Source organism: Streptomyces sp. NPDC048566, from assembly GCF_043199735.1.
Taxonomy (GTDB): Bacteria; Actinomycetota; Actinomycetes; order Streptomycetales; family Streptomycetaceae; genus Streptomyces.
In genome coordinates, this window is sequence record NZ_JBICWL010000027.1 from 25,780 (window position 1) to 46,728 (window position 20,949).

Consider the following 20,949-nt stretch of genomic DNA (forward strand, 5'->3'; position numbering starts at 1 on the left):
TCATCAGGGTGACGCGGAGGCGGAGGCCCCGTCCGTCGGGGTCTCCGTCGCGCACGTGATCGTGAAAGCCACCGGCGCGGTCGCCGTTCGGACCGGGCTCCGCACCTCCACACCGATGCTGTCGGCGAACTCCCCGCCGGCGTCGTACGTCGTCGCCACGACCGTCGTGTCCCGGGTCCGGCCACCGCCCTCGGGGAACGAGAGCGTCTTCCAGCTCCCGTCGGTCACCTCGCCGGTCTCCGTGACCCACCGGTACTCGACGTCCGCCGGCAGCCGTCCCACCGTGAAGGCCGCCGTGAACGAGGGCGCCTGCGTGCGGGGCGGCGGGCACGCACCCGTGTAGTGGGTGTGCCGGCCGGAGAGCGTCACCTTCACCGACTGGGCCGGCGGCGCGGACGCCGACCCGCCCCCGGCGGGCGCGCTCGCTTCGGAACTCCCGCCGGACGCGGGGCCGGTGGTACCCGCTCCGCTCGGGCGCGCCGACCCTGACGAGGCCGCGCCCGCACCACCGACGGCCGGGCCGGCGGTGCCCGGCCCGTCGTCGTTCCGGCTCCCGTCGTCGTCCCGGTCCGTCAGCGCGTACGTCAGTCCGCCGACGGTGAGCGCGAGCGCGGCCACGCCGGCGATCAGGGCGTAGGCCGGGCGGCGACGCCGCGACCCGTCCCCGGCGTCCGCCGGGGACGACACGGCCGTCACCGGCGGCCCGAACGCTCCCGACGGCGTCCGGGGTTCCGCCGGCTGGTGGAGCGCGGCCGTCGTGGGCGCGTCCGGGAGCGGCGGCGCGGTCACGGCGCGGGTGGGCGTCCGGCCGCCGGCGAGCGCGCGCAGTTCCTCCTCGGCCACGTCGGCGCGCGTCCGGCCGGCCGGGTCCTTGACCAGCAGGCCCTCGATCACGTCGGCGAGCGGGCCGGCCCGCCGCGGCGCGGGCAGCGGCTCGTCGACCACGGCCCGCAGGGTGCTGAGCGGTGTGTGCCGGCGGAAGGGGGAGTCGCCCTCGACCACCGCGTAGAGCAGCACGCCGAGCGACCACAGGTCCGACTCCGGCCCCGGCGTGCGTCCCAGCGCCCGCTCCGGTGCCAGGAACTCGGGCGATCCGATGACCTCTCCGGTCATGGTCAGCGCGGAACTCCCCTCGACCGTCGCGATACCGAAGTCCGTCAGGACGACGCGCCCGTCGTTGGCCAGCAGGACGTTTCCGGGCTTCACGTCCCGGTGCAGCACCCCCGCGGCGTGCGCGGCGCGCAGCGCGGACAGCACGTCGGCCCCGATGCCCGCCGCCCGGCGCGGCGTCAGCGGCCCCTCGGCGTCCAGCAGATCGGAGAGGGCGATGCCCCGCACCAGCTCCATCACGATCCAGGGCCGGCCGTCCTGGGCGGCCACGTCGTACACCGTGACGACACCGGGGTGGGACACCCGGGCCGCCGCCCACGCCTCCCGTTCGAGCCGGGTGTACATCCGCTCGACCTCGGAGGAGGGCAGTCCCGACGGGGCGCGGACCTCCTTCACGGCCACCTCGCGCCGCAGGACCTCGTCCATGGCGCGCCACACCGTTCCCATGCCGCCCTCGCCCAGCGGCGAGAGCAGGCGGTACCGGCCCGCGATCACCCGCTCACCGCCCGGATTTGCGGACACGTGCGTCCCCCCTCGCCTCGGCGCGGTTCCTCCTCGAAAAGTAGCTCAGCCGAGTACGGATGCCGCCCCCTTGAGCACCAATCCGGCGCCGAGGGCCACGACGACCACCGCCGATCCCAGGGGCGCGGCGCGCCGGACGAGCCGTACCGGGCGGCTCCCCGCCCAGCTCGGACGGGCGGCCAGGGCCCGGTTCACCCCGCTTCCGAGCCGGACGACGGCGAAGCCCGCCGCCGTCAGCGTCAGAGCCAGCCCGACGCCGTAGGCGAGGACGAGCAGCAGACCGAACCACGCCTGCCCGAGCGCCGCCGCCCCCACGAGCACGACCACCGCGGACGGACTGGGCACGAGTCCGCCGGCGAACCCGAGCAGGATCGTTCCCCGCAGGGTCGGGGCGATCTCGTGGGTGTGCGGGCGGCCGCCGTGGGTGTGTTCGAGCACGGGAGCGGCCCGGCCGGGGGAGCGGTGGACGGCGGCCGATCCGGAGAGTCCGGAACGCGCGGACCCGCCCCCGGGGCGCCGGTGGTCCGGGTCCGCCGCCCCGCGGAGGGCGGGGGAGTCCGGTGCGACCGGGGCACGGGTGTCCGGGGCCGTGCCGATCCGGGCGAGCACCACCGCGTGCTCATACGCGCGCCGTTGGGCGGGGGCGGGACCGCCCGGACGAGGCCGGGCATGGCCGTGGTCGTGGTCTAGGTCGTGGTCGTGGCCGGGGCCGGGGCCGGGGCCGGGGACAGGGCCGTGGTCGTGCTCCCCGACCTGGGGGTGGTGGTGCGCGTGTGCGGCATCGCCCGGGTGCGGGTGCGGGTGCGGGTGGTGAGGGTGGGTGTGGGTGTGCGGGTGCCCGTGGTCGTCGGGCGCGGTGCCGGATCGGGTGTCTCCCGCCGGGCGGTGCCGCCGGGCTCTGCGCAGCAGCGCGATGCCCGCGCCCGTCACGAGCACCCCGCTCGCCACACCCAGCCAGCCGATCACCGAGGGCGCCGCCGCCGAACCGGCGGCGACCAGCAGACCGAGCGCGACGACACCGAGGGTGTGGGTGACCGTCACCGAGGCGGCCAGCGGCAGGACGTCCTTCAGCCGGGCCCGGCCACCGCGTGCCGCGGCGGTCGCGGCCATCAGCGTCTTGCCGTGCCCCGGTGCGAGCGCGTGCAGCCCGCCCAGGCCGACGGCGATCAGCAGCGCCAGCGCCGCGAAGCCGACGGTGAGGTCGTGCCGGGCCACCAGGTCGCTCAGGGCCTGCGTCCACCGGTCGGCGCCGCGCGGCAGCACGGAGGCGGCCGGAGCGGGACGGCCCTCCTCACGCAGCGCGGGCCCGCCCGAACGGACCCGCAGTGTGGCGGTGGCGGTGTCGGCGGGGGAGGAGAGCAGCGCCTGCGGATACCGGGTCAGCTCCCCGGACACCGAGGAGCGCGGCACATCCGACGCGGTCAGCGTCATCCGGTCGGCGCGGGCGGTGATCTCCCGCCAGCCGGGACCCCGGTCCGCACCCGCCCCGCGGAACTCCACCGCGACGGTGCCGCGTTCGCCGGCGGGCAGCGCCGCGGTCAGCCGGCACACCACGCGCACGGTGTCCAGCCCCGCCTGGCCCGGCCGGGCCGCGGCGCGGCTCGCGCCCGCGGCGAGGGCGACCGGGCGGCCGTCGACGGTCACCCTGCTCCCCCGCGCGGCGCTCGCGCACCGCAGGCGGGCCCACTCGGCCCGGCCGAGCCGCTCGATCTCCGGCCGCGCCTGGGTCGCGGGGATCTCCGCCAGGTCCTCGACGTGGTCGACGCGCAGCTCCCCGGGCGCCACGACCAGCCCGTCGTAGCGGTTGACGGTGAAGTTCCCCAGGGGATGCGCTCCCGCGGACCCGGCCGGGAGCAGCACGAGCGCGCCGACGGCGGCCAGCGTCGCTCCGCAGGCGGCCACCGGCCGCAGCGCCCTCACCGGGACGCCTTCAGCGCGGCGCGGGCCGCCGCCGCGCCCCGCGGGGAGAAGCCGGGGTTGAGCCGCAGGGCCGCCTTCAGCGAGGCGCGGCCCTCCGCGCGGTGCCCGGTGGCACTCTCCACGACGCCGCGGTGGTACAGGAACGCGGCGTTGCGGTAGCCGGTGGCGGTGGCCGCGCGGGCGTACGCGAGCGCCTCCGTGTCGCGGCCCGAGACGTGCAGCGCCCAGGCGAGCGCGTCCGCGGTGTGCACGGTGTGCCGGCGCGCCCACTCGTCGCGGGCCGCCTTCAGCGCCGCCCGGTGGTCCCCGTGGTCGGCCGAGGCCAGCGCGGTGTCGAGGTCGGCGTCGACCCCGTTCGCGCGCGCGAGGGCGACCCAGGCGCGCACCAGCGCGTACTGCTCGCGCGCCCTGCCGGCGTCGCCCGCCGCGCCTCGCTCCTCGTACAACTCGCCCAGCGCGACCAGTGGTTGGGGCAGCGGATAGCGCCGTACCACGTCTTCCATACCCTTGATCGCCGCGGCACGATCCCCCTTCGCCGCCTGCGCCCGCGCCCGGCCTTCGAGGGCGGGCAGGTAGCCGTCGTCCGCGGCGAGGGCCCGTGCGTAGAAGCCGAGTGCGTCGTCGTAGTGGCCCTCGTTCCAGGCCAGCTGGCCGAGCGCGCTCGCCACGTACGCCACGTCACCGCGGCCGGTCGCCGTGGCGAGCGCCTGTGTCAGCACACGCCGCGCGGTCTTCACGTCCCCGCGCAGCTCGTGGACGTAGGCGTAGCGCGTGAAAACCGGGACGCCCGGACGCCGCGAATCCGCGAGGTCCGCCGCCTTCGCCGCCTCGCCGTACCGGCCGAGTTCCACCAGTGCGTCGATCCGCGAGCACAGGGCGCGCTCGTTGTACGGGTTCTGCGCCAGCGCCCGGCCCGCGTACCTCAGGGCGCCGGTGAAGTCGTGCCGGGCGGCGGCCAGCGCGGCCCGGCCGGCGAGCGCGGGGTCGTAGTCGGGGCGCAGGTCCAGGGATCGGTCCAGTGCCTTCTGCGCCTGCGGGTAGCGGGAGGGATCACCGTGGGTGCGCGCCTGCTCCACGTAGGCCAGCCCGAGCGTGGCCCAGCCTCCGAAGTCGGCCGGCTGGGCGCGGAGATGGGCCTGCAGCGAGCCGATGCTCGCATCGAGGTCGCCGCTCGCGAGCAGCGCGGGGGAGACGCCGGCGCCGGCCGCCGCGACCGCGGGGGCCGTGCCGCCGCCCCGCAGGGCGCCGGCGACCGTGGCGCCCGCGGTGAGGGCGAGGGCCAGCGCGCCGGCGCAGAGGCCGAGCCGGGCCGCCCGCCGGCGCCGGGACGCGCCCGATCCGGCCGGGCCGGGCGCCGCGGTGCCCGGGGCGGGCGCGGCCCCGTCCGTGCCGGGGGTCGCGTTGTCGTTCGTACGCGGGGACATGCCCTCTCCTCGAAGTCCTGGGCGGAAACGGTCGTGCCCGGTAGGGCGGGGACGGGGAGGCGCGGCCCGCGCCGTGGGGGTTGGGGTGCGGGCCGCGCCGGTCGGGGACCGGGTCAGTAGGCCCGGTGCTGCATCCGTCGGCGCCACCGGCGCAGGCCGGTGCCGGCGAGCAGGACCGCGGCGGCTCCGGCCGCGGCGGAGCCCGCGATCAGCGCGGTGTCCGTCCCGCCGGCGGAGGCGCCGGCCGGCTGGAGCGCGTCGCCGAGCCCACTGCGGACGTCGGTGCCGTCGGTGGTGCCCTTGGCCAGGGCCCCGCGCGAACCGGCCGTCGGCTCGGCGAGGTAGGGGAAGTACTTCCCGAACTTCTTGTCGTTCGCGTCGACCGCGTCGCCCAGGTCGTTCTTGGAGCCGACCAGTTCACCCTCGACGACCTGGAGCGAGGCGTCGATCACGTCGTCGGCGAGGCGGCGGCCGTTCGGGAAGCCCGCGTTGTCGCCGTCCAGGACGCCGAGCCGCTTGGGGTGCATGGCGGGTTTGATCGAGGTGTTGAGACGCAGTTCCTCCGCCGGCCGCACGTGCGGCGGCTGGTTGAGCCCCTCGACGCCCTTGAGGAAGACGTCGACCAGGTCGTCGCGCGGCTCGGCGGGAGCCTTGATCTTGTAGATGCCCTCGATGAGCTTCGGCAGTTCCGGGTGGGTGACGTTCTTCAGGAAGCGGGCGTCGTCCCGGGGCGCCGAGGCGTTGAACCTGTCCTTGTCCTTCTGCGGGTTGACCACCTCGTTCACCAGCGGCATGCCGAGCCGGGAGACCTGCCGGTAGCCGCCGCGCGCGTCCCTGCGCTGCGTGGTGGACCAGATGCCCACGATCGGCTGCTCGGCCGACTCGCGGATCATGTCGTTCGGCACCTGGAGGGCTATGGAGTTGACGTTGTAGCCCTTGAGGGTGTCCCGTCCGACCTCGGTCAGGTTCCCGCCGTACAGCAGGTCGAAGACGCGCAGGTCGAGGAAGAACGGGTCGTCGGCCTGGCCGGCGAAGGTGGTGGCCCCGCCCGCCAGCTTGTGCACGGCCTGGTCGCGCAGCTCTCCGTAGTCGGGCATCGACGCCTTGCCCACGTTCGACGGTGCGACCGGCACGTCGTCCGCGACCTTGGTCCGGGACACCGGCTTCCCGTGCTGCATGCGCAGCAGGTCGATGTCGTACGTCTGCGTGATGTTCAGGTCGGGGTCGTCGAGACTGGTCACCGGGCCCGTGTTGTACAGGAACGTGTCGCCGTTCTTGCGGTGCGTCCGGAAGGTGTACCGGTAGATCAACTCCTCCTGCGCGTCACCGTTGTTGTCGATGTGCAGGTCGTACTGCGCGTCGTCGGCGAACGTGTAGAAGTTCGGCCCGCCGGCGGGCTCCTCGAAGGGGATCCAGTTCGCCACGATGGTCGTCGTGTCGGGCTTGTCCGGGCTCACGAACGCGTACACGTCGGTGTTGTCGTACTGCGGGGTGCCCGAGATCAGCGGGGCCTCCCGGTGACTGGAGGCGGAGGCCGCCCCCGGTTGCAGCGCGGTCGCCCCGGCGGCCGCGAGCGCCCCGGCGGCCAGCGCGCCGCATACGGCCTTCGCGAGGTTCCCGCGTCCCGCGCCACTCCTGGAGATAGGTGTCATGCCGTCCGTCCTCGTGTCCAACTTGCCTGACGGAACGCCATTCGGAGCGGTGGTGGGGGCGGATTGGTCTCTTCTTCGCTCTTCTTCACCGCCTCGGCGCGACCGTCGTCCGGAGCCCCGCCCCGAACTGCCCGGCGCCGGACTCGCGTTTTCGGCCCTGCGATCCGTAACCCATCCGAAGACACGTTCGCCGCGAACAGGTAGGGGAGGGACGGACCGTGCACGTCCGCAGAGGGGGACGGGTGGAGGCCGACGAGCTGCTGATCCGGGTGGCCGGAGGAGACCAGAGGGCGTTCGAGGACCTGTACGCACTGGTCTCCGGTCCCGTGTTCGGACTGGTGCGCCGTGTCGTGCGCGACCCGGCGCAGTCGGAGGAGGTGTCCCAGGAGGTGCTGCTCGAACTCTGGCGCTCCGCGGGCCGGTTCGACCCGGGCCGCGGCACGGCCCTGTCCTGGGTGCTCACCCTCGCGCACCGCCGGGCGGTCGACCGGGTGCGCAGCGCGCGGGCCGCGACCGAGCGCGAGCAGCGCGAGGGGCGCCGCCACCACCACCCCGCATTCGACCAGGTGGCCGAGGAGGTGGAGGCGGGCCTGGAACGCGAGTGGGTCCGCCGGTGCCTCGACCGGCTCACCGCCCTCCAGCGCCAGTCCGTCACCCTCGCCTACTACGACGGCTACACCTACCGCGAGGTGGCCGAACGGCTGTCCCTGCCCCTGGGCACCGTCAAGACCCGGATGCGCGACGGCCTGACCCGCCTGCGCAACTGCCTGGGAGGTGCCGCGTGAGCGTCCTCGACCGGCTGCTCGGCCGTGACCTGCACTCCCTCGCCGCCCCCTACGCCCTCGACGCGCTGGAACCCGGCGAGCGGCACCGTTTCGAACGCCACCTCGCGGGCTGCGAGCGCTGCGCCGAGGAGGTGCGCGCGCTGACCGAGGACGCCGTCCGGCTCGCCTGGTCGACCGCGGCGGTGCCGCCGGCCGCGCTGCGCGAACGCGTGCTGCACGCCGTCCGCACCACCCCGCAGGAGCCGGCACCCCGCGCCCGGACCGCGCCCGTCCGCTCCGCCCGCCCGGCCGGACGGGCCCGCCCGGCCCGCCCGCCCCGCTTCCGGCCGCTGCTCGCCCCGTTCGCCACGGCCACGGCCGCCGCGGCCCTCGTGGTCGCCGCCCTGTTCGCCGTGCAGGCGGAGCGGACGCAGCAGAATCTCGCCCAGGAGCGCGCCCAGGCACGTGAGATCGCCCACGTTCTCTCCGCGCCGGACGCCCGGGCGAGCACGCGGCGGGACGCGCGCGGCCGGGGGATGGGTGTGGTGGCGTCCGTGTCGGAGCGGCGCGCCGTCGTGACACTGAGCGGACTCGCCGCCCCGCCCGGGGGAGGTGTGCATCAGCTCTGGCTCATGCGCCCCGGCGCGAAACCGCGCTCTCTCGGCCTCCTCGACCGCGACACGCCCCTGATCGCCGACGGAATGAACCCCGACGCGACGTCACTCGCCGTGACCGTGGAACCGCACGGTGGTTCGGTACAACCCACCGGCCAGCCGGTTGTCCAACTCCCCCTGGAAACGGTCGGATTCGGAGAGTAACCGTCAACCCCCTTGCAGGGATGGTGAATCCCGCGACCTCGATACACGAGTGCCGTGCGGGAGCGATAGAGTTAGCCTGCCCGGGCCGGGTGGACTCGTACGGGTGGGGAGTGACATGGAACAGATAACGGTGCGCAGCAGGGCACGTGTCCCTGCGATCACGTGCGGGAGCAGCGCGACCAGTTCGCGTCTCGACCGCCATCTCTCGGTGCTCGGCGGACCCGCCATACCGCAACGCGAGACGGTCGAGGCGACGTCGCTGATGCGTGAGCTCACGGCGCGTGACACCGCGCACGACAGCGGCTCCCGGCGTGCGCGGGTGCGGCGGGTCTCGCTGTTCGCGCCGCTCCGGCGGCTGCGCCGCTCGCTCTTCGGCGGCCACTGAGCCCCGGACCCGCGCCCGCGTTCCCCGACTCGCGCTCCGGCGGCCCACCGGCCCGCGCGGTGGCGTCCGCCCGCGTCCGTCATCCCCACGGCGGACAGCGGCGCCCCGTTGCCGCCACGGCCGGAGCGCGGGTCTCCCACGCCCCGCCCCGGTCCGTGCGGGTCAGCGCACCACCCCGTCGGTGCGCAGTCCCGCGATGTCCGCCTCCGTCATGCCCAGCGCCCGCAGTACCGTCCCCGTGTGCTCGCCCAGCCGCGGAACGGCTCCCATGCGCGCCTCCTCCCCGCCCGGCAGCGTGATCGGAGGCAGCAGCGCCCGCAGCGGCCCGGCCGGCGAGTCCACCTCGCGCCACCGGTTCCGGGCGGCGAGCTGCGGGTGGTCCGCGACCTCGCCCACGTCCCGCAGCCGCGCGCACGCGATGCCCGCCGCCTCCAGCCGGGACACCGCCTCCTCTACGCCGAGCCGCGCCAGCGCCCTCGTCACCAGGGCGTCCACCCGCTCCCGGTTCGCCACCCGTGCCGGGTTGGTCGCGTAGTCCGGATCGTCCGCCGTCTCGGGTGCCGCCAGCACCTGCTGGGCGAGCCGTCGCCACTCCCGGTCGTTCTGCACCGACAGCAGCACCCGGCCGCCGTCCGCCGTCGCGTAGACGTCGTAGGGCACGATGACGGAGTGCGCGAGGCCGGTGCGCTCCGGCGGGGTGCCGCCGTGCATCGCGTGGTGCAGCGGATGGCCCATCCACTCGGCCAGCGCGTCCAGCATCGACACCTCCACCGGGCCGCCGCGCCCGGTCGTGCCGCGCCGCACCAGTGCCGCGAGGACGCCGGAGAACGCGTACATGGCCGCCGCGATGTCCGCCGCCGGGATGCCCGCCTTCGCGGGCCGCTCCGGACTCCCGGTCACCGACACCAGGCCCGCCTCGCACTGCACGAGCATGTCGTAGGCGCGTCGGCCCGCGTACGGCCCGGACGGGCCGTAGCCGGAGATGTCCACGGCGATCAGCCGCGGGTGCTCGGCGCACAGCGTCGCGGCGTCGAGGCCGATCCGGGCCGCCGCCCCCTGGGCGAGGTTCTGCACGAAGACGTCCGCGTCCGCGACGAGCCGGCGGACGATCTCCAGCCCGCGGGGGTCCTTCAGGTCGACGGCGACGGACTCCTTGCCCCGGTTGCACCAGACGAAGTGCGAGGCCAGACCCGCGGCGGCGGTGTCGTAGCCGCGCGCGAAGTCGCCGCCGTCGATCCGTTCGACCTTGACGACACGGGCTCCGAGATCGGCGAGCTGACGGGTCGCGAAGGGCGCCGCGACCGCCTGCTCGACGGCGACGACCGTGATGCCTTCCAGGGGCAGAGGCTGTGACTGCATGCCGTGGATCATGGCTCGTGGGCGGCGCCTTTGTCATGCCGAACCGGATGATGTCGTTCCGGACGGGAGCCGGCCGTTCGGCCCCACGGGTGCCCGGCGCCCGTGCGGACCTCTCAGATCAGGGCGAACTGCCCCTCCGGGCCCTCCTCGTGATGGTCGAGGACGGATGCGGGGCGGCGCGCCCCGGCCGGCACGGGGAGGATTCCCGCCGCTCGCAGCTCGGCCCGGGTGACCGGTGAGGTGAGGGGCAGCTCCGCCTGCTCGGTGCGCAGTTCGGCGAGCAGCGCGAGGACGGTGACGAGTTCCAGGAGCTCGGAGGTCCAGGTCTGCGGCCAGGCCCCGGGGCCGATCGCCTCCAGTGTGCCCGGCGCGGAGGCGCCGGCCCGCGCGGCGAACCAGCGCTCCAGCACCCGCACCCCGCCCACGGTGAAGTCCCAGGCGGCGGGCGGCACCGGCGCGATCCGGCCCTCGCCGAGGAGGATCGCCTCCTCGGCGCGGTCGTAGCGCGGCTCGGCGAGCACCTCGTCCCCGGCGCCGGCGCGGGGCAGGGAGGTGAGCGGCGCCCGGACGTACGGGCGGCGGCCACCGGGGAGTTTGGGCCGCTCGCCGTCGCGGCGCATCAGCCACAGCGCACGGCGCCCCGACGCGACGCCGTCGGCCCACACGCCGGGGTCGGCGGTGAGCGGGACCACGCAGCCCTCCCGGCCGGGCCGGGCGACCGCCAGCGTCCAGGCGAGGACGTCCTCCGGCGTCGGCACGTGACCGAGACGGGCACCGAGGTGCTCGGACAGGCCGGGCGCCAGGTTCGGCTCGGCGCCGCCGGGACGCCGGTACAGCGGACGCAGCCGGCCTCCGCGGCCGGCCGCCAGCGGCAGTACGGAGGTGGCCAGCAGCGCCGGTCCGGGCGCCTCCGGCACCACCGACTGCTCGACGGCGAACACCTGGGCGGGGTCCGCCACCCGCCACAGCTCGGGGCGGGCCGCGTCGATCAGCCGGTGGTCGGGGATGAGCCACTGCTCGTCGAACGGCGCGCACAGCACCCGGACCGGTTCGGGGCAGGGGCCGCAGGCGCGGGCGAGCCGGCCGGTCCCGCTCGGCTGTCCGGGCAGCTGGGCGACCGCCGAGTGCGTCGTGCGGGAGCGGGTCGGGCCGAACAGCGACTCCCGCTCGCTCCCCTCGGCCCTCACCAGCACGTCCCACCGTGCCCGGAGGGACGCCGCGTCGGGGGCCGTCGGCCACCCCCGGCCCAGCCTCGGCGGTGCGACGGACCACGGCATGAGGTCCGCGAGGAGCGGAGCGTCGTCGTGCGTCACGCCCGGCATCGTACGACGCGGGCGCCGCCCGCCGTCCCGGTCCCGCACGCTCAGTGGGCGTCGAGGGTGACGGTGAACGAGAAGCGGTCGCCGCGGTAGTGGATGACCGCCACGTCGAGCGCGCGTCCGTCCTGGCCGTAGGTGACGCCCGTGTAGCGCAGGATCGGGCTCAGCAGCGGCACCCGCAGCAGCCGGGCCGTCTCCGGGTCCGCGAGCCGCGCCTCGACGGTGTCGGTGATCCTGCTGATGGCGACGCCGAGCACGTCGCGCAGCACCTTCGTCATCGGCCAGCGGATCAGGTCCTCCCGGTCGACCCGGGCGGCCAGATCCGTCCTGACGTAGTTGCGCGCGTGGTTGGTGGGCTCGCCCGTCGCCTCGTCGCTGCGCAGCCGGTGGTAGGTGGACACCTCGTCCACGTCCGGGAAGAACTCGGCCAGTTCGACCGGGACCGCGCCGCGCCCCTCCTCCAGCAACTCGGTCGCCATGCCGGACTGCTGGGCCACGATCGCGTCCACCGAGCCGAGCAGCCGCACCGGCGCGCCGCGCCGCGCGCTCGGCTCGATGAACGTGCCCCGCCTGCGGTGCCGGCTGATGAGCCCCTCGTCCTCCAGCTCCTTCAGCGCCTGCCGCATGGTCAGCACGCTCACCCCGTAGTGCCCCGCCAACTGCTCCTCGGTGGGCAGGCGCAGCGGGTCCCGGGGCGCCCGGCCGAGTATCGAGGCGCGCAGGGACTGCGACACCTGATACCAGAGCGGCAGCTTGCGGTTCAGGACGATCGAGTCCGGAGCGAAGGAGGTCACGAGGGTATCCGTACCGGTCGCGGGCGGGGAAGGCAACGCCGGCCCGCCTCAGCCGCCGGCCCGGAAGTGCCGCCGCAGGCCCTTCCACACGTCGTCGTACCCCTGCTGGAGGTGCCCGGCCCGGGCCGCCTGGGCCGTCGCCGTGATCGGGCGGCGCGTCTCGAACATGAACGCCAGCCCGTCGTCGATCTTCTGCGGCCGCAGCTCGGCGGCGCTCGCCCGCTCGAAGGTCTCCTGGTCCGGGCCGTGCGCCGACATCATGTTGTGCAGCGAACCGCCGCCGGGGACGAAGCCCTCCGCCTTCGCGTCGTAGGCGCCCTCGATCAGCCCCATGTACTCGCTCATCACGTTCCGGTGGAAGTACGGCGGCCGGAAGGTGTCCTCGCCGACCAGCCAGCGCGGCGCGAACACCACGAAGTCGACGTCCGCGAGGCCGGGGGTGTCGGAGGGCGAGGTCAGCACCGTGAAGATGGACGGATCGGGGTGGTCGTAGCTGATGGAGCCGATCACGTTGAAGCGCCGCAGATCGTAGACGTAGGGCACGTGGTTGCCGTGCCAGGCGACCACGTCGAGCGGCGAGTGGTCGTAGGTCGCCGTCCACAGGTTCCCGCAGAACTTGTTCACCACCTCGACGGGGCCCTCCACGTCCTCGTACGCCGCGACGGGGGCGAGGAAGTCCCGGGCGTTCGCCAGGCCGTTGGCGCCGATCGGGCCGAGGTCGGGCAGCCGGAACGGCGCCCCGTAGTTCTCGCACACGTACCCCCGGGCGCCCGCGGCCGGTGCGTCCCCGGTCCCGGTGTCCAGCAGCTCCACCCGGAAGCGCACCCCGCGCGGGATCAGGGCGACGTGCCCCGGCTCCGCGTGCAGCAGCCCGAACTCGGTGCGCAGCAGCAGTCCGCCCCGCTCGGGGACGATGAGCAGCTCGCCGTCGGCGTCGCTGAACACCCGCTCCATCGAGGAGTTGGCGTGATACAGGTGCACGGCCATGCCGCTGCGCCCGGCCGCGTCGCCGTTGCCGCCGAGGGTCCACAGGCCCGCGAGGAAGTCCGTCCCCGCCGGCGGCTCCGGCAGCGGATTCCAGCGCAGCCGGTTCGGGTCGGGCGCCTCCTGCGTGAACGGGGCCGTGCGCAGCGCGCCGTTCTCCGCGCGGACGAACGCCGGGTGCGCGGCGGACGGGCGGATGCGGTACAGCCACGAACGCCGGTTGGACGCCCTCGGCTCGGTGAAGGCGCTGCCGCTGAGCTGCTCCGCGTACAGCCCGAGGGGTGCGCGCTGGGGCGCGTTGCGGCCGTGCGGCAAGGCCCCCGGAACCGCCTCCGAACCGTGCTCGTTGCCGAATCCGGAGAGGTGGGCCAGTGACTCGGCCGTCTTCCTCGCGTCCCCGCTCATGATCGCTCCCTCGCGCCTGATTCCTATGCATCACCGTAGGATTCGGCTTCCCTCCGCGCAAGAGGCAGGTCGCGGGCAGCGAACGGGTTCGGCCACCGCCGGCGCCGATCCCGCGCCGGCCCCGGATCGGCGCCGCGCCGGCGTGGGCGGCCGGGCCGCCGTGCGGGCGTAGTCCTCGGGGACCGTCGCCGGGGGGAAGAACCCGACTCCAGGAGGATCCCGTCGCCGGGAGGGTGTTCTACGCTCCCCGGCATGCGCTGGACACGTGGAGTGCTCGCCGCGCTCGTGGTCTGCGCCCTGTCCGGCGGACCCGCGGGCTGCGGCGGCGGTGACGGGCACGGGCCGGAGGGGGACCTGCCGGCCTCGCCCGTGGGCACCCTGCTGGACGAGGGGGACGAGCAGGGGCGGCTCTACCGCGACGTGGGGGAGCGGGGCGCCCCCGAGGTCGGTATCGAGGTCCAGCAGGACTCCTCCGGCGGCTGGGACGTGCGCCTGACCGTCCGCCACTTCCGCTTCTCGCCCCGGGGGGCGCGCCCCGTGCCGGTCGTCGGGCGCGGCACCGCCCACCTCTCCGTCGACGGCCGGCCGGTCGCCCGGCTGCGCACCGCCGAGTACTGGCTGTCGGGCGGTCTGCTGCCGCGCGGCACGCACCACGTCACCGCACGCCTGTACGCGGACGACGGCACCGTGTGGGCCGTGCACGGCGAGCCGGTGCAGAGCACCGCCGACGTCACCGCGTCCGGGCCCGGGGACGGCGGCCCCGGACCGGAACCCGGGGCGAGCGGCCCGGACGGCGGGTCCCCGTCGCCGCCGGGCGGCACGGGGCCGGAATGAGTGGCCGGGGCACCGATGCGCGTACTGATGGGGGAGGTTCACCGGACCCCGGCGGAGAGGCATCATGAAGACCGTGCCCCATGCGACCTCGCTGCGCCGAGCGCCCGTCCAGCGGCGCAGCGCAGAACGACTGACCCGAATCCTCGACGCCTGTGCCGACCTCCTCGACGAGGTGGGCTACGACGGCCTGAGCACCCGCGCGGTGGCCCAGCGGGCCGGCGTGCCCATCGGCTCCGTGTACCGCTTCTTCGGCAACAAGCGCGCCATGGCCGACGCGCTCGCCCAGCGCAACCTGGAGCGCTACACCGAGCGCGTCACCCGGCGCCTTGCGGAGTCGGGCGGAACCGGCTGGCGGACCGCGATGGACGCCGTGCTCGACGAGTACCTCGCCATGAAGCGCACCGCCCCGGGCTTCGCCCTCGTGGACTTCGGCAACCAGATCCCGGTGGGCGGCCCGCACACCGAACCCAACACCCGTGTCGCCGACCGCCTCGCCGACCTCGTCTCGGGCCATCTCGGCCGCACCCCGGACGAGCGGCTGCGCCGCTGCTTCCTGGTCGCCGTGGAGAGCGCCGACAGCCTGGTGCACCTGGCCTTCCGGGTGGCGCCCGAGGGCGACGAGGCGATCATCGCCGAGACGCGGGTCCTGCTGCGGGCCTACCTGGGCCGGGTACTCGACTGAACCGCTGCCGGTGCCCCCTCCCCGCCGTGCATACCGGTCGGTATGCTCGGCGTGTCCGTGTGCCACCGACGTCACGCCCTCCGGGAGGACCCGTGTCCCGCACCGCCGGCAGTACCCCCGACGCCCGTACCGCCGTACGCGTCTGCCCCCTCTGCGAGGCCACCTGCGGGCTGACGCTGACGATCGAGGGCACCCGGGTCACCGGCGCCCGCGGCGACCGCGACGACGTGTTCAGCAAGGGGTTCATCTGCCCGAAGGGCGCCTCCTTCGGAGCCGCCGACGGCGACCCCGACCGGCTGCGCACCCCGCTCGTCCGGGAGGACGGCGTCCTGCGCGAGGCCGGCTGGGACGAGGCCTTCGACGCCGTCGCCGCCGGGCTGCGCCCGCTGATCGAGCGGCACGGGCCGAACGCCGTCGGCGTGGTCCTCGGCAACCCCAACGTGCACACCATGGCGGGCGCCCTCTACCCGCCGGTGCTGCTCGGGGCGCTGGGCACCCGCAGCGTCTTCACCGCCTCCACCGTCGACCAGATGCCCAAGCACGTGTCGAGCGGACTGCTCTACGGCGACGCCAACGCCATCCCCGTCCCCGACCTGGACCGCACCGACCATCTGCTGCTCATCGGCGCCAACCCCCTGGAGTCCAACGGGAGCCTGTGCACCGCCCCCGACTTCCCCGGCCGGCTCCGGGCCCTGCGGGCCCGCGGCGGCACCCTGACCGTCATCGACCCGCGGCGCACCCGCACCGCGCGACTCGCCGACCGGCACGTCGCCATCCGCCCCGGCACCGACGCCACCCTGCTGGCCGCCATGGCCCACGTCCTGTTCACGGAGGGCCTCGTCGACCTCGGCGACCTCGCCGCGCACGTCGAGGGCACCGACGAACTCCGCACCGCCCTGGAGGACTTCACGCCCGAGGCGGCGAGCGCGGCCTGCGACGTGGACGCGGAGACCATCCGGGCGCTGGCGCGGGAGCTGGCCGCCGCGCCCACCGCGGCCGTCTACGGACGCATCGGAAGCTGCACCGTCCCGCACGGCACCCTCGCCAGCTGGCTCGTGGACGTCCTGAACATCCTGACCGGCAACCTCGACCGGCCCGGCGGCGCCCTGTTCCCGCTGGCCGCCACCGACCGGGCGCCGCGGCCGGCCGCGCCCGGCCACGGCTTCGCGCTCGGCCGCTGGCACAGCCGGGTGAGCCGGCACCCGGAGGCCAAGGGCGAACTGCCGCTGGCCGCGCTGGCGGAGGAGATCGACACCGCGACCGGCGAGGGCACCCCGGTACGCGCCGTCATCGCCGTCGCCGCCAACCCCGTGCTGTCCGCGCCCGACGGGCACCGCCTGGACAAGGCGCTCGACTCGCTGGACTTCATGGTCAGCGTCGACCCCTACCTGAACGAGACCTCCCGGCACGCCCACGTGGTCCTGCCCCCGCCGCCGCCCTCGCGCAGCGCCCACCACGACTTCGCCTTCAACACCCTCGCGATCCGCAACCAGGTCCGCTACAACCGGCCCGCCGTCCCGCTGGACGACGGCTCCATGGCGGAGACGGAGATCCTCGCCCGCCTCGTCCTCGCCGCCACCGGCATGCACGGCGCCGACCCCTCCGCCGTCGACCGGATGGTCATCGACGGCACCCTCGGCAAAGCGGTCGCCGATCCCGCATCCCCCGTCCACGGCCGCGATCCGGGAGAGCTGGCCGACGCCCTCACCGGCGAGAACGGCCCCGAGCGCCGACTGGACATGATGCTCCGCCTCGGCCCGTACGGCGACGCCTTCGGTGCCCGCCCCGAGGGGCTGACCCTGGAATCGCTGCTCGCCCACCCGCACGGCATCGACCTCGGCCCGCTCGCGCCCCGGGTGCCGCAGCGGCTCAAGACCCGCAGCGGACGGATCGAGCTGCTGCCCGCGCCGATCGCCGGCGATCTGCCCCGCCTGCGGGACGCGCTGCGTGAGCGTCCGGCCGGGATCGTCCTGGTCGGCCGCCGCCACCTGCGCTCCAACAACAGCTGGATGCACAACGTCCCCGCCCTGACCGGCGGTTCGAACCGGTGCACGCTGCACGTCCATCCCGACGACGCGGCCCGTCTCGGGCTGGCCGACGGCGGAGCGGTGCGCGTCAAGGGCGCCGGGGGAGAAGTGGTCGCGCCCGTCGAGGTCACCGACACCGTGCGGCGGGGCGTGGTGAGTCTTCCGCACGGCTGGGGCCACGACCGCCCCGGCACCCGGATGAGCCACGCCTCCCTGGACCCCGGCGTCAACGTCAACCAGCTGCTCGACGGCTCGCTGCTGGACCCGCTGTCCGGAACGGCCGTGCTCAACGGCTTCCCCGTGGAACTCACGGCCTGCACCGCGCACTGAGAGGCCGTGGACCACCGGATCGGCGCGGCCCCGCCCCGCGCACCGCGGCGCGCGGGCCGCACCTCCTCGCCGGGCCCGGCGGCGGCCCACGAGCGCCCGGCCGGACCGGGCCCGCGGGACGGCGATGCCCCGGGCGCTCCGATCCACCGCCCCCGCCGCGCGAACGCCCCGGCGGGGCGGCGCGCTGCACGGCCCTCGGGCGGGCGCCCGGGCGGGTCCGCCCGAGGAGCCCCGTCGGCCGTCGTCCCCCGGCCGGGGCGCTCGCAGGAGCGCCGGGCGGGGGGCGCGGCCGGCCCGCCGGTGGTCCCGTCGCGGACCGGCACACCGCGACCGCCCCCGGGGCCCCGTCCCGCCCCAGGGCCCCGCCCCGCCCCGCCCCGGCGCCGGCGGCCCCCGCCCTTGGCCGGTAGACGATCGTCCGTTTCCGCCCGTACCGAACCGGGGCGTCCGATACCGGCAGGTGTCTTCCCTCAGACGTGCGCGGTCCGTTAGCTTCCGTGACTCAAACGTCCCGTACGACTCGGGCGGGACGACCGACCGCGGAGCAACAGCGCCTTGCACGCCCCCGGGGGCACCTGTCATGACACGCGCCATCTCCCTGCACCACGTCAGCAAGTCGTACACGCGCGGCGTCCGCGTGGTGGAACGGCTGTCGCTGGACATCCGGCCGGGCGAGTTCCTCGTCCTGCTCGGCCCCTCCGGCTGCGGCAAGTCCACCGTGCTGCGGATGATCGCCGGCCTCGAAGAGGTCACCGACGGCGAGATCCGGCTCGACGGCGAGTACGCCAACCAACTCGCCCCGTCCGCGCGCGACATGGCCATGGTGTTCCAGAACTTCGCGCTGTACCCCAGCATGACCGGCCGCGACAACATCGGCTTCCCGCTGCGGATCGAGTCGCCCCACGAGGACCCCCGGGCGCGCGTGGACGCCACCGCCCACATGCTCGGCATCCAGGACCTCCTGCACCGCTTCCCCAGCCAGCTCTCCGGCGGCGAGCGGCAGCGCGTCGCGATGGGGCGGGCCATCGCCCGGCACCCCTCCGCCTTCCTGATGGACGAGCCGCTGTCCAACCTCGATGCCAAGCTCCGCAACCACCTGCGGACCGAGATAGCGCGGCTCACCCGCGAGTTGGGCGCCACGACGGTGTACGTCACGCACGACCAGGCCGAGGCGATGTCGCTCGGCGACCGGGTCGCCGTGCTGCGCGGGGGAGTCCTCCAGCAGGTCGGCACGCCCCGAACGGTCTACGGGCTGCCCGCCAACGTCTTCGTCGCCGCCTTCATCGGCACACCCCGGATCAACCTGCTGCGCGGCGTCGTCCGGGCCCCGCTGGACGGGGCGATGACGATCAGCCTCGGCAAGCAGTTCCTGCGGCTGCCCGAGCCGCTGTCCCTCGACCACCAGTTGCTCCGGGTGCAGCAGGGCCGCGAGGTCATCGTCGGGCTGCGCTCCGAGGCGGTCCGGCTCGCGCGGGCCTCGCAGGCGCGGCCGGGCGAGGTGGCGATCACCGGGCTGGTCGAGCACGTGGAGTTCCAGGGCCACGAGGTGCTCGTCCACTTCAACACCGGTTCCCGGCCCGCCCTCGTGCCCGACCTGGAGTCCCCGCGGCCGGCCCGCGCGGCCCGACGGCGCCGCCGCGACGGCACCGTCCTCGGCCGGCTGTGGGAGCGGGCGGAGGCGCTGCGGGCCGGTCCGGTCGTGGTGCTCGACCACCCCGCGGACGGTGACGCCGGCTCGGGAGTCCAGGACGGGGCGCCGGCCGAGGGGCGGCTGCCCGGCGACCTGGTCGTGCGGACCACGCCCGACCTCGACCTGCGCCACGGCATGCAGGTCCCACTGCTGGTCGACCTCGCCCATCTCTTCGTCTTCGACCAGGGCGGCGAACGGATCTGCCCGGCGCCGGACCGGCTGCCCGACCTGGACGAGTGAGCCGGGCGCGGGGGCGGGGCGGGCGGCGCAGGAGGCGGGCGGGGCGTTCCGGTGGGGGAGGCGGGTCCCCGGGGGCGAGGCGGCGCCGGCCCGCGGGCCGGCGTGCCGTGCTCCGGGGGCCCGGGAGCCCGGTGCACCGTCGTGCCGCGCCCCGGCCGTCCGCAGGGCCGGGCCCGGGCCGCCGGGTCCGGGTCCCCGGGCCCGGCGCGGTGGCGCGCGTCCCCCTGGCGCCGGAAAACTATCATCGCTAGTTTAGGTTCCGGACGACGCTGCCCCGCCGGAAGGAACACGATGAAGGCACACGACGGCATGTACATCGACGGGGCGTGGCGCCCCGCCGCCGGACGGGACGCGATCGAGGTCGTGAACCCGGTCGACGAGCAGGTCGTCGGCCGCGTCCCGGCGGGCACGGCCGAGGACGTCGACACCGCCGTGCGCGCCGCCCGCGCCGCGTTCCCCGGCTGGGCCGCGACCCCGCCCGCCGAGCGGGCCGCCCGTCTGGCCGCCCTGCGGGACGTCCTCGCCGCCCGCAAGGACGAGATCGCCGAGACGGTCACGGCGGAACTCGGGTCGCCGCCGGCGTTCTCCCAGGCGGTGCACGCCGCCGTCCCCGTGCTGGTGGCCGGCTCGTACGCGGAGCTGGCGGCGACTCACGCCTTCGAGGAGAAGATCGGCAACTCGACCGTCCACCACGAGCCCGTCGGCGTCGTCGGCGCCATCACGCCGTGGAACTACCCGCTCCACCAGATCGTCGCCAAGGTCGCGCCGGCGCTCGCCGCGGGCTGCACGGTGGTCCTCAAGCCCGCCGAGGACACCCCGCTGACCGCGCAGCTCTTCGCCGAGGCCGTCGCCGAGGCGGGCGTGCCGGCGGGTGTCTTCAACCTCGTGACCGGCCTCGGCCCGGTCGCCGGGCAGGCCCTGGCCGAGCACCCGGACGTGGACCTGGTCTCGTTCACCGGCTCCACGGCGGTCGGCCGGCGGATCGGCGCGAGCGCGGGCGCCGCCGTCAAGCGCGTCGCCCTGGAACTCGGCGGCAAGTCCGCCAACGTCATCCTGCCGAGCGCCGACCTCGCGAAGGCGGTGAACGTGGGCGTCGCCAACGTGATGGCCAACTCCGGCCAGACGTGCAGCGCCTGGACCCGCATGCTGGTGCCCGCCGAGCGCTACGACGAGGCGGTCGAACTGGCGGCGACGGCGGCGGGGAAGTACGGCGACCGGATCGGCCCGGTCGTCAGCGCCGCACAGCAGGCCCGCGTCAGGGGGTACATCGAAAAGGGTGTCGCCGAGGGCGCGCGGCTCGTCGCCGGCGGTCCCCGATCCCCCCGCGACCGGGGCTACTTCGTCAGCCCCACCGTCTTCGCCGACGTCACGCCGGACATGGCGATCGCGCAGGAGGAGATCTTCGGCCCGGTCCTGTCGATCCTGCGCTACGAGGACGAGGAGGACGCGCTGCGCATCGCCAACGGCACCGTGTACGGCCTGGCGGGCGCGGTGTGGGCGGGCGACGAGGCCGAGGCGGTCGCCTTCGCGCGCCGGCTCGACACCGGGCAGGTCGACATCAACGGCGGGCGCTTCAACCCGCTGGCCCCGTTCGGCGGCTACAAGCAGTCGGGCGTGGGGCGCGAACTCGGCGCCCACGGCCTCACCGAATACCTCCAGACCAAGTCCCTTCAGTTCTAGGAGCGTTCAC

Annotated in this window: 16 protein-coding genes; 8 read left to right on the forward strand and 8 right to left on the reverse strand. The window is 75.4% G+C overall.

Going from position 1 to position 20,949, the window contains the following annotated elements; genetic code table 11:
- Positions 1-3: 3 nt before the first annotated feature.
- The 4 genes from ACGFS9_RS28090 to ACGFS9_RS28105 all read right to left on the reverse strand — a co-directional run bounded on the left by ACGFS9_RS28090 (position 4) and on the right by ACGFS9_RS28105 (position 6,628).
- Positions 4-1,632, reverse strand: coding sequence for a serine/threonine-protein kinase (locus ACGFS9_RS28090; protein WP_393257014.1), 1,629 nt, complete (start codon positions 1,630-1,632; stop codon positions 4-6).
- Positions 1,633-1,677: 45 nt separating this feature from the next.
- On the reverse strand, positions 1,678-3,552 hold the full coding sequence (locus ACGFS9_RS28095) for a nickel transporter (RefSeq protein WP_393257015.1): 1,875 nt from the start codon (positions 3,550-3,552) through the stop codon (positions 1,678-1,680).
- The gene (locus tag ACGFS9_RS28100) at positions 3,549-4,976 is read right to left on the reverse strand and encodes a tetratricopeptide repeat protein (protein ID WP_393257016.1); all 1,428 of its coding nucleotides are present in this window, start codon (positions 4,974-4,976) and stop codon (positions 3,549-3,551) included. Before ACGFS9_RS28100 ends, ACGFS9_RS28095 begins: the two co-directional genes overlap by 4 nt.
- A 113-nt stretch (positions 4,977-5,089) precedes the next feature.
- Positions 5,090-6,628, reverse strand: a complete 1,539-nt coding sequence (locus ACGFS9_RS28105) for a DUF4331 domain-containing protein (protein ID WP_393257017.1) — start codon at positions 6,626-6,628, stop codon at positions 5,090-5,092.
- A gap of 242 nt (positions 6,629-6,870) precedes the next feature.
- Between ACGFS9_RS28105 and ACGFS9_RS28110 the strand changes: the two genes are divergently transcribed.
- From ACGFS9_RS28110 to ACGFS9_RS28120, 3 genes are all read left to right on the forward strand, one after another.
- Entirely contained in the window at positions 6,871-7,413 is a 543-nt protein-coding gene (locus tag ACGFS9_RS28110; protein ID WP_393257062.1) for a sigma-70 family RNA polymerase sigma factor, read from the forward strand.
- Complete coding sequence (locus tag ACGFS9_RS28115) at positions 7,410-8,210, forward strand: anti-sigma factor domain-containing protein (protein WP_393257018.1); 801 nt, start codon at positions 7,410-7,412, stop codon at positions 8,208-8,210. Before ACGFS9_RS28110 ends, ACGFS9_RS28115 begins: the two co-directional genes overlap by 4 nt.
- Before the next feature lie 115 nt (positions 8,211-8,325).
- Positions 8,326-8,595 carry a hypothetical protein gene (locus ACGFS9_RS28120; protein WP_393257019.1) on the forward strand — a complete coding sequence of 90 codons (270 nt, stop codon included), beginning with the start codon at positions 8,326-8,328 and terminating at the stop codon, positions 8,593-8,595.
- A 162-nt stretch (positions 8,596-8,757) separates the two neighbouring features.
- Here ACGFS9_RS28120 and ACGFS9_RS28125 read toward each other — a convergent pair whose 3' ends face one another.
- From ACGFS9_RS28125 to hmgA, 4 genes are all read right to left on the reverse strand, one after another.
- Entirely contained in the window at positions 8,758-9,954 is a 1,197-nt protein-coding gene (locus tag ACGFS9_RS28125) for a CaiB/BaiF CoA transferase family protein (protein WP_393257020.1), read from the reverse strand.
- 113 nt (positions 9,955-10,067) lie between these two features.
- Positions 10,068-11,276 (reverse strand): type ISP restriction/modification enzyme, encoded by a 1,209-nt coding sequence (locus ACGFS9_RS28130; protein ID WP_393257021.1) that lies wholly within the window; start codon positions 11,274-11,276, stop codon positions 10,068-10,070.
- Between the two features lie 41 nt (positions 11,277-11,317).
- Positions 11,318-12,067 (reverse strand): GntR family transcriptional regulator, encoded by a 750-nt coding sequence (locus tag ACGFS9_RS28135; RefSeq protein ID WP_393257022.1) that lies wholly within the window; start codon positions 12,065-12,067, stop codon positions 11,318-11,320.
- 48 nt (positions 12,068-12,115) lie between these two features.
- Positions 12,116-13,456: a homogentisate 1,2-dioxygenase gene (gene hmgA / locus ACGFS9_RS28140; protein WP_393257023.1), complete on the reverse strand. Its 1,341-nt coding sequence runs from the start codon at positions 13,454-13,456 to the stop codon at positions 12,116-12,118.
- 252 nt (positions 13,457-13,708) lie between these two features.
- Here hmgA and ACGFS9_RS28145 point away from each other — a divergent pair, with 252 nt between their 5' ends.
- The 5 genes from ACGFS9_RS28145 to ACGFS9_RS28165 all read left to right on the forward strand — a co-directional run bounded on the left by ACGFS9_RS28145 (position 13,709) and on the right by ACGFS9_RS28165 (position 20,939).
- Positions 13,709-14,290, forward strand: coding sequence for a nuclear transport factor 2 family protein (locus ACGFS9_RS28145; RefSeq protein ID WP_393257024.1), 582 nt, complete (start codon positions 13,709-13,711; stop codon positions 14,288-14,290).
- A 64-nt stretch (positions 14,291-14,354) separates the two neighbouring features.
- Positions 14,355-14,972 carry a TetR family transcriptional regulator gene (locus tag ACGFS9_RS28150; protein ID WP_393257025.1) on the forward strand — a complete coding sequence of 206 codons (618 nt, stop codon included), beginning with the start codon at positions 14,355-14,357 and terminating at the stop codon, positions 14,970-14,972.
- Between the two features lie 92 nt (positions 14,973-15,064).
- Positions 15,065-17,329, forward strand: coding sequence for a molybdopterin oxidoreductase family protein (locus tag ACGFS9_RS28155; protein WP_393257026.1), 2,265 nt, complete (start codon positions 15,065-15,067; stop codon positions 17,327-17,329).
- Positions 17,330-17,909: 580 nt separating this feature from the next.
- Entirely contained in the window at positions 17,910-19,259 is a 1,350-nt protein-coding gene (locus tag ACGFS9_RS28160; RefSeq protein ID WP_393257027.1) for an ABC transporter ATP-binding protein, read from the forward strand.
- Between the two features lie 291 nt (positions 19,260-19,550).
- The gene (locus ACGFS9_RS28165; protein WP_393257028.1) at positions 19,551-20,939 is read left to right on the forward strand and encodes an aldehyde dehydrogenase family protein; all 1,389 of its coding nucleotides are present in this window, start codon (positions 19,551-19,553) and stop codon (positions 20,937-20,939) included.
- Positions 20,940-20,949: the final 10 nt, after the last annotated feature.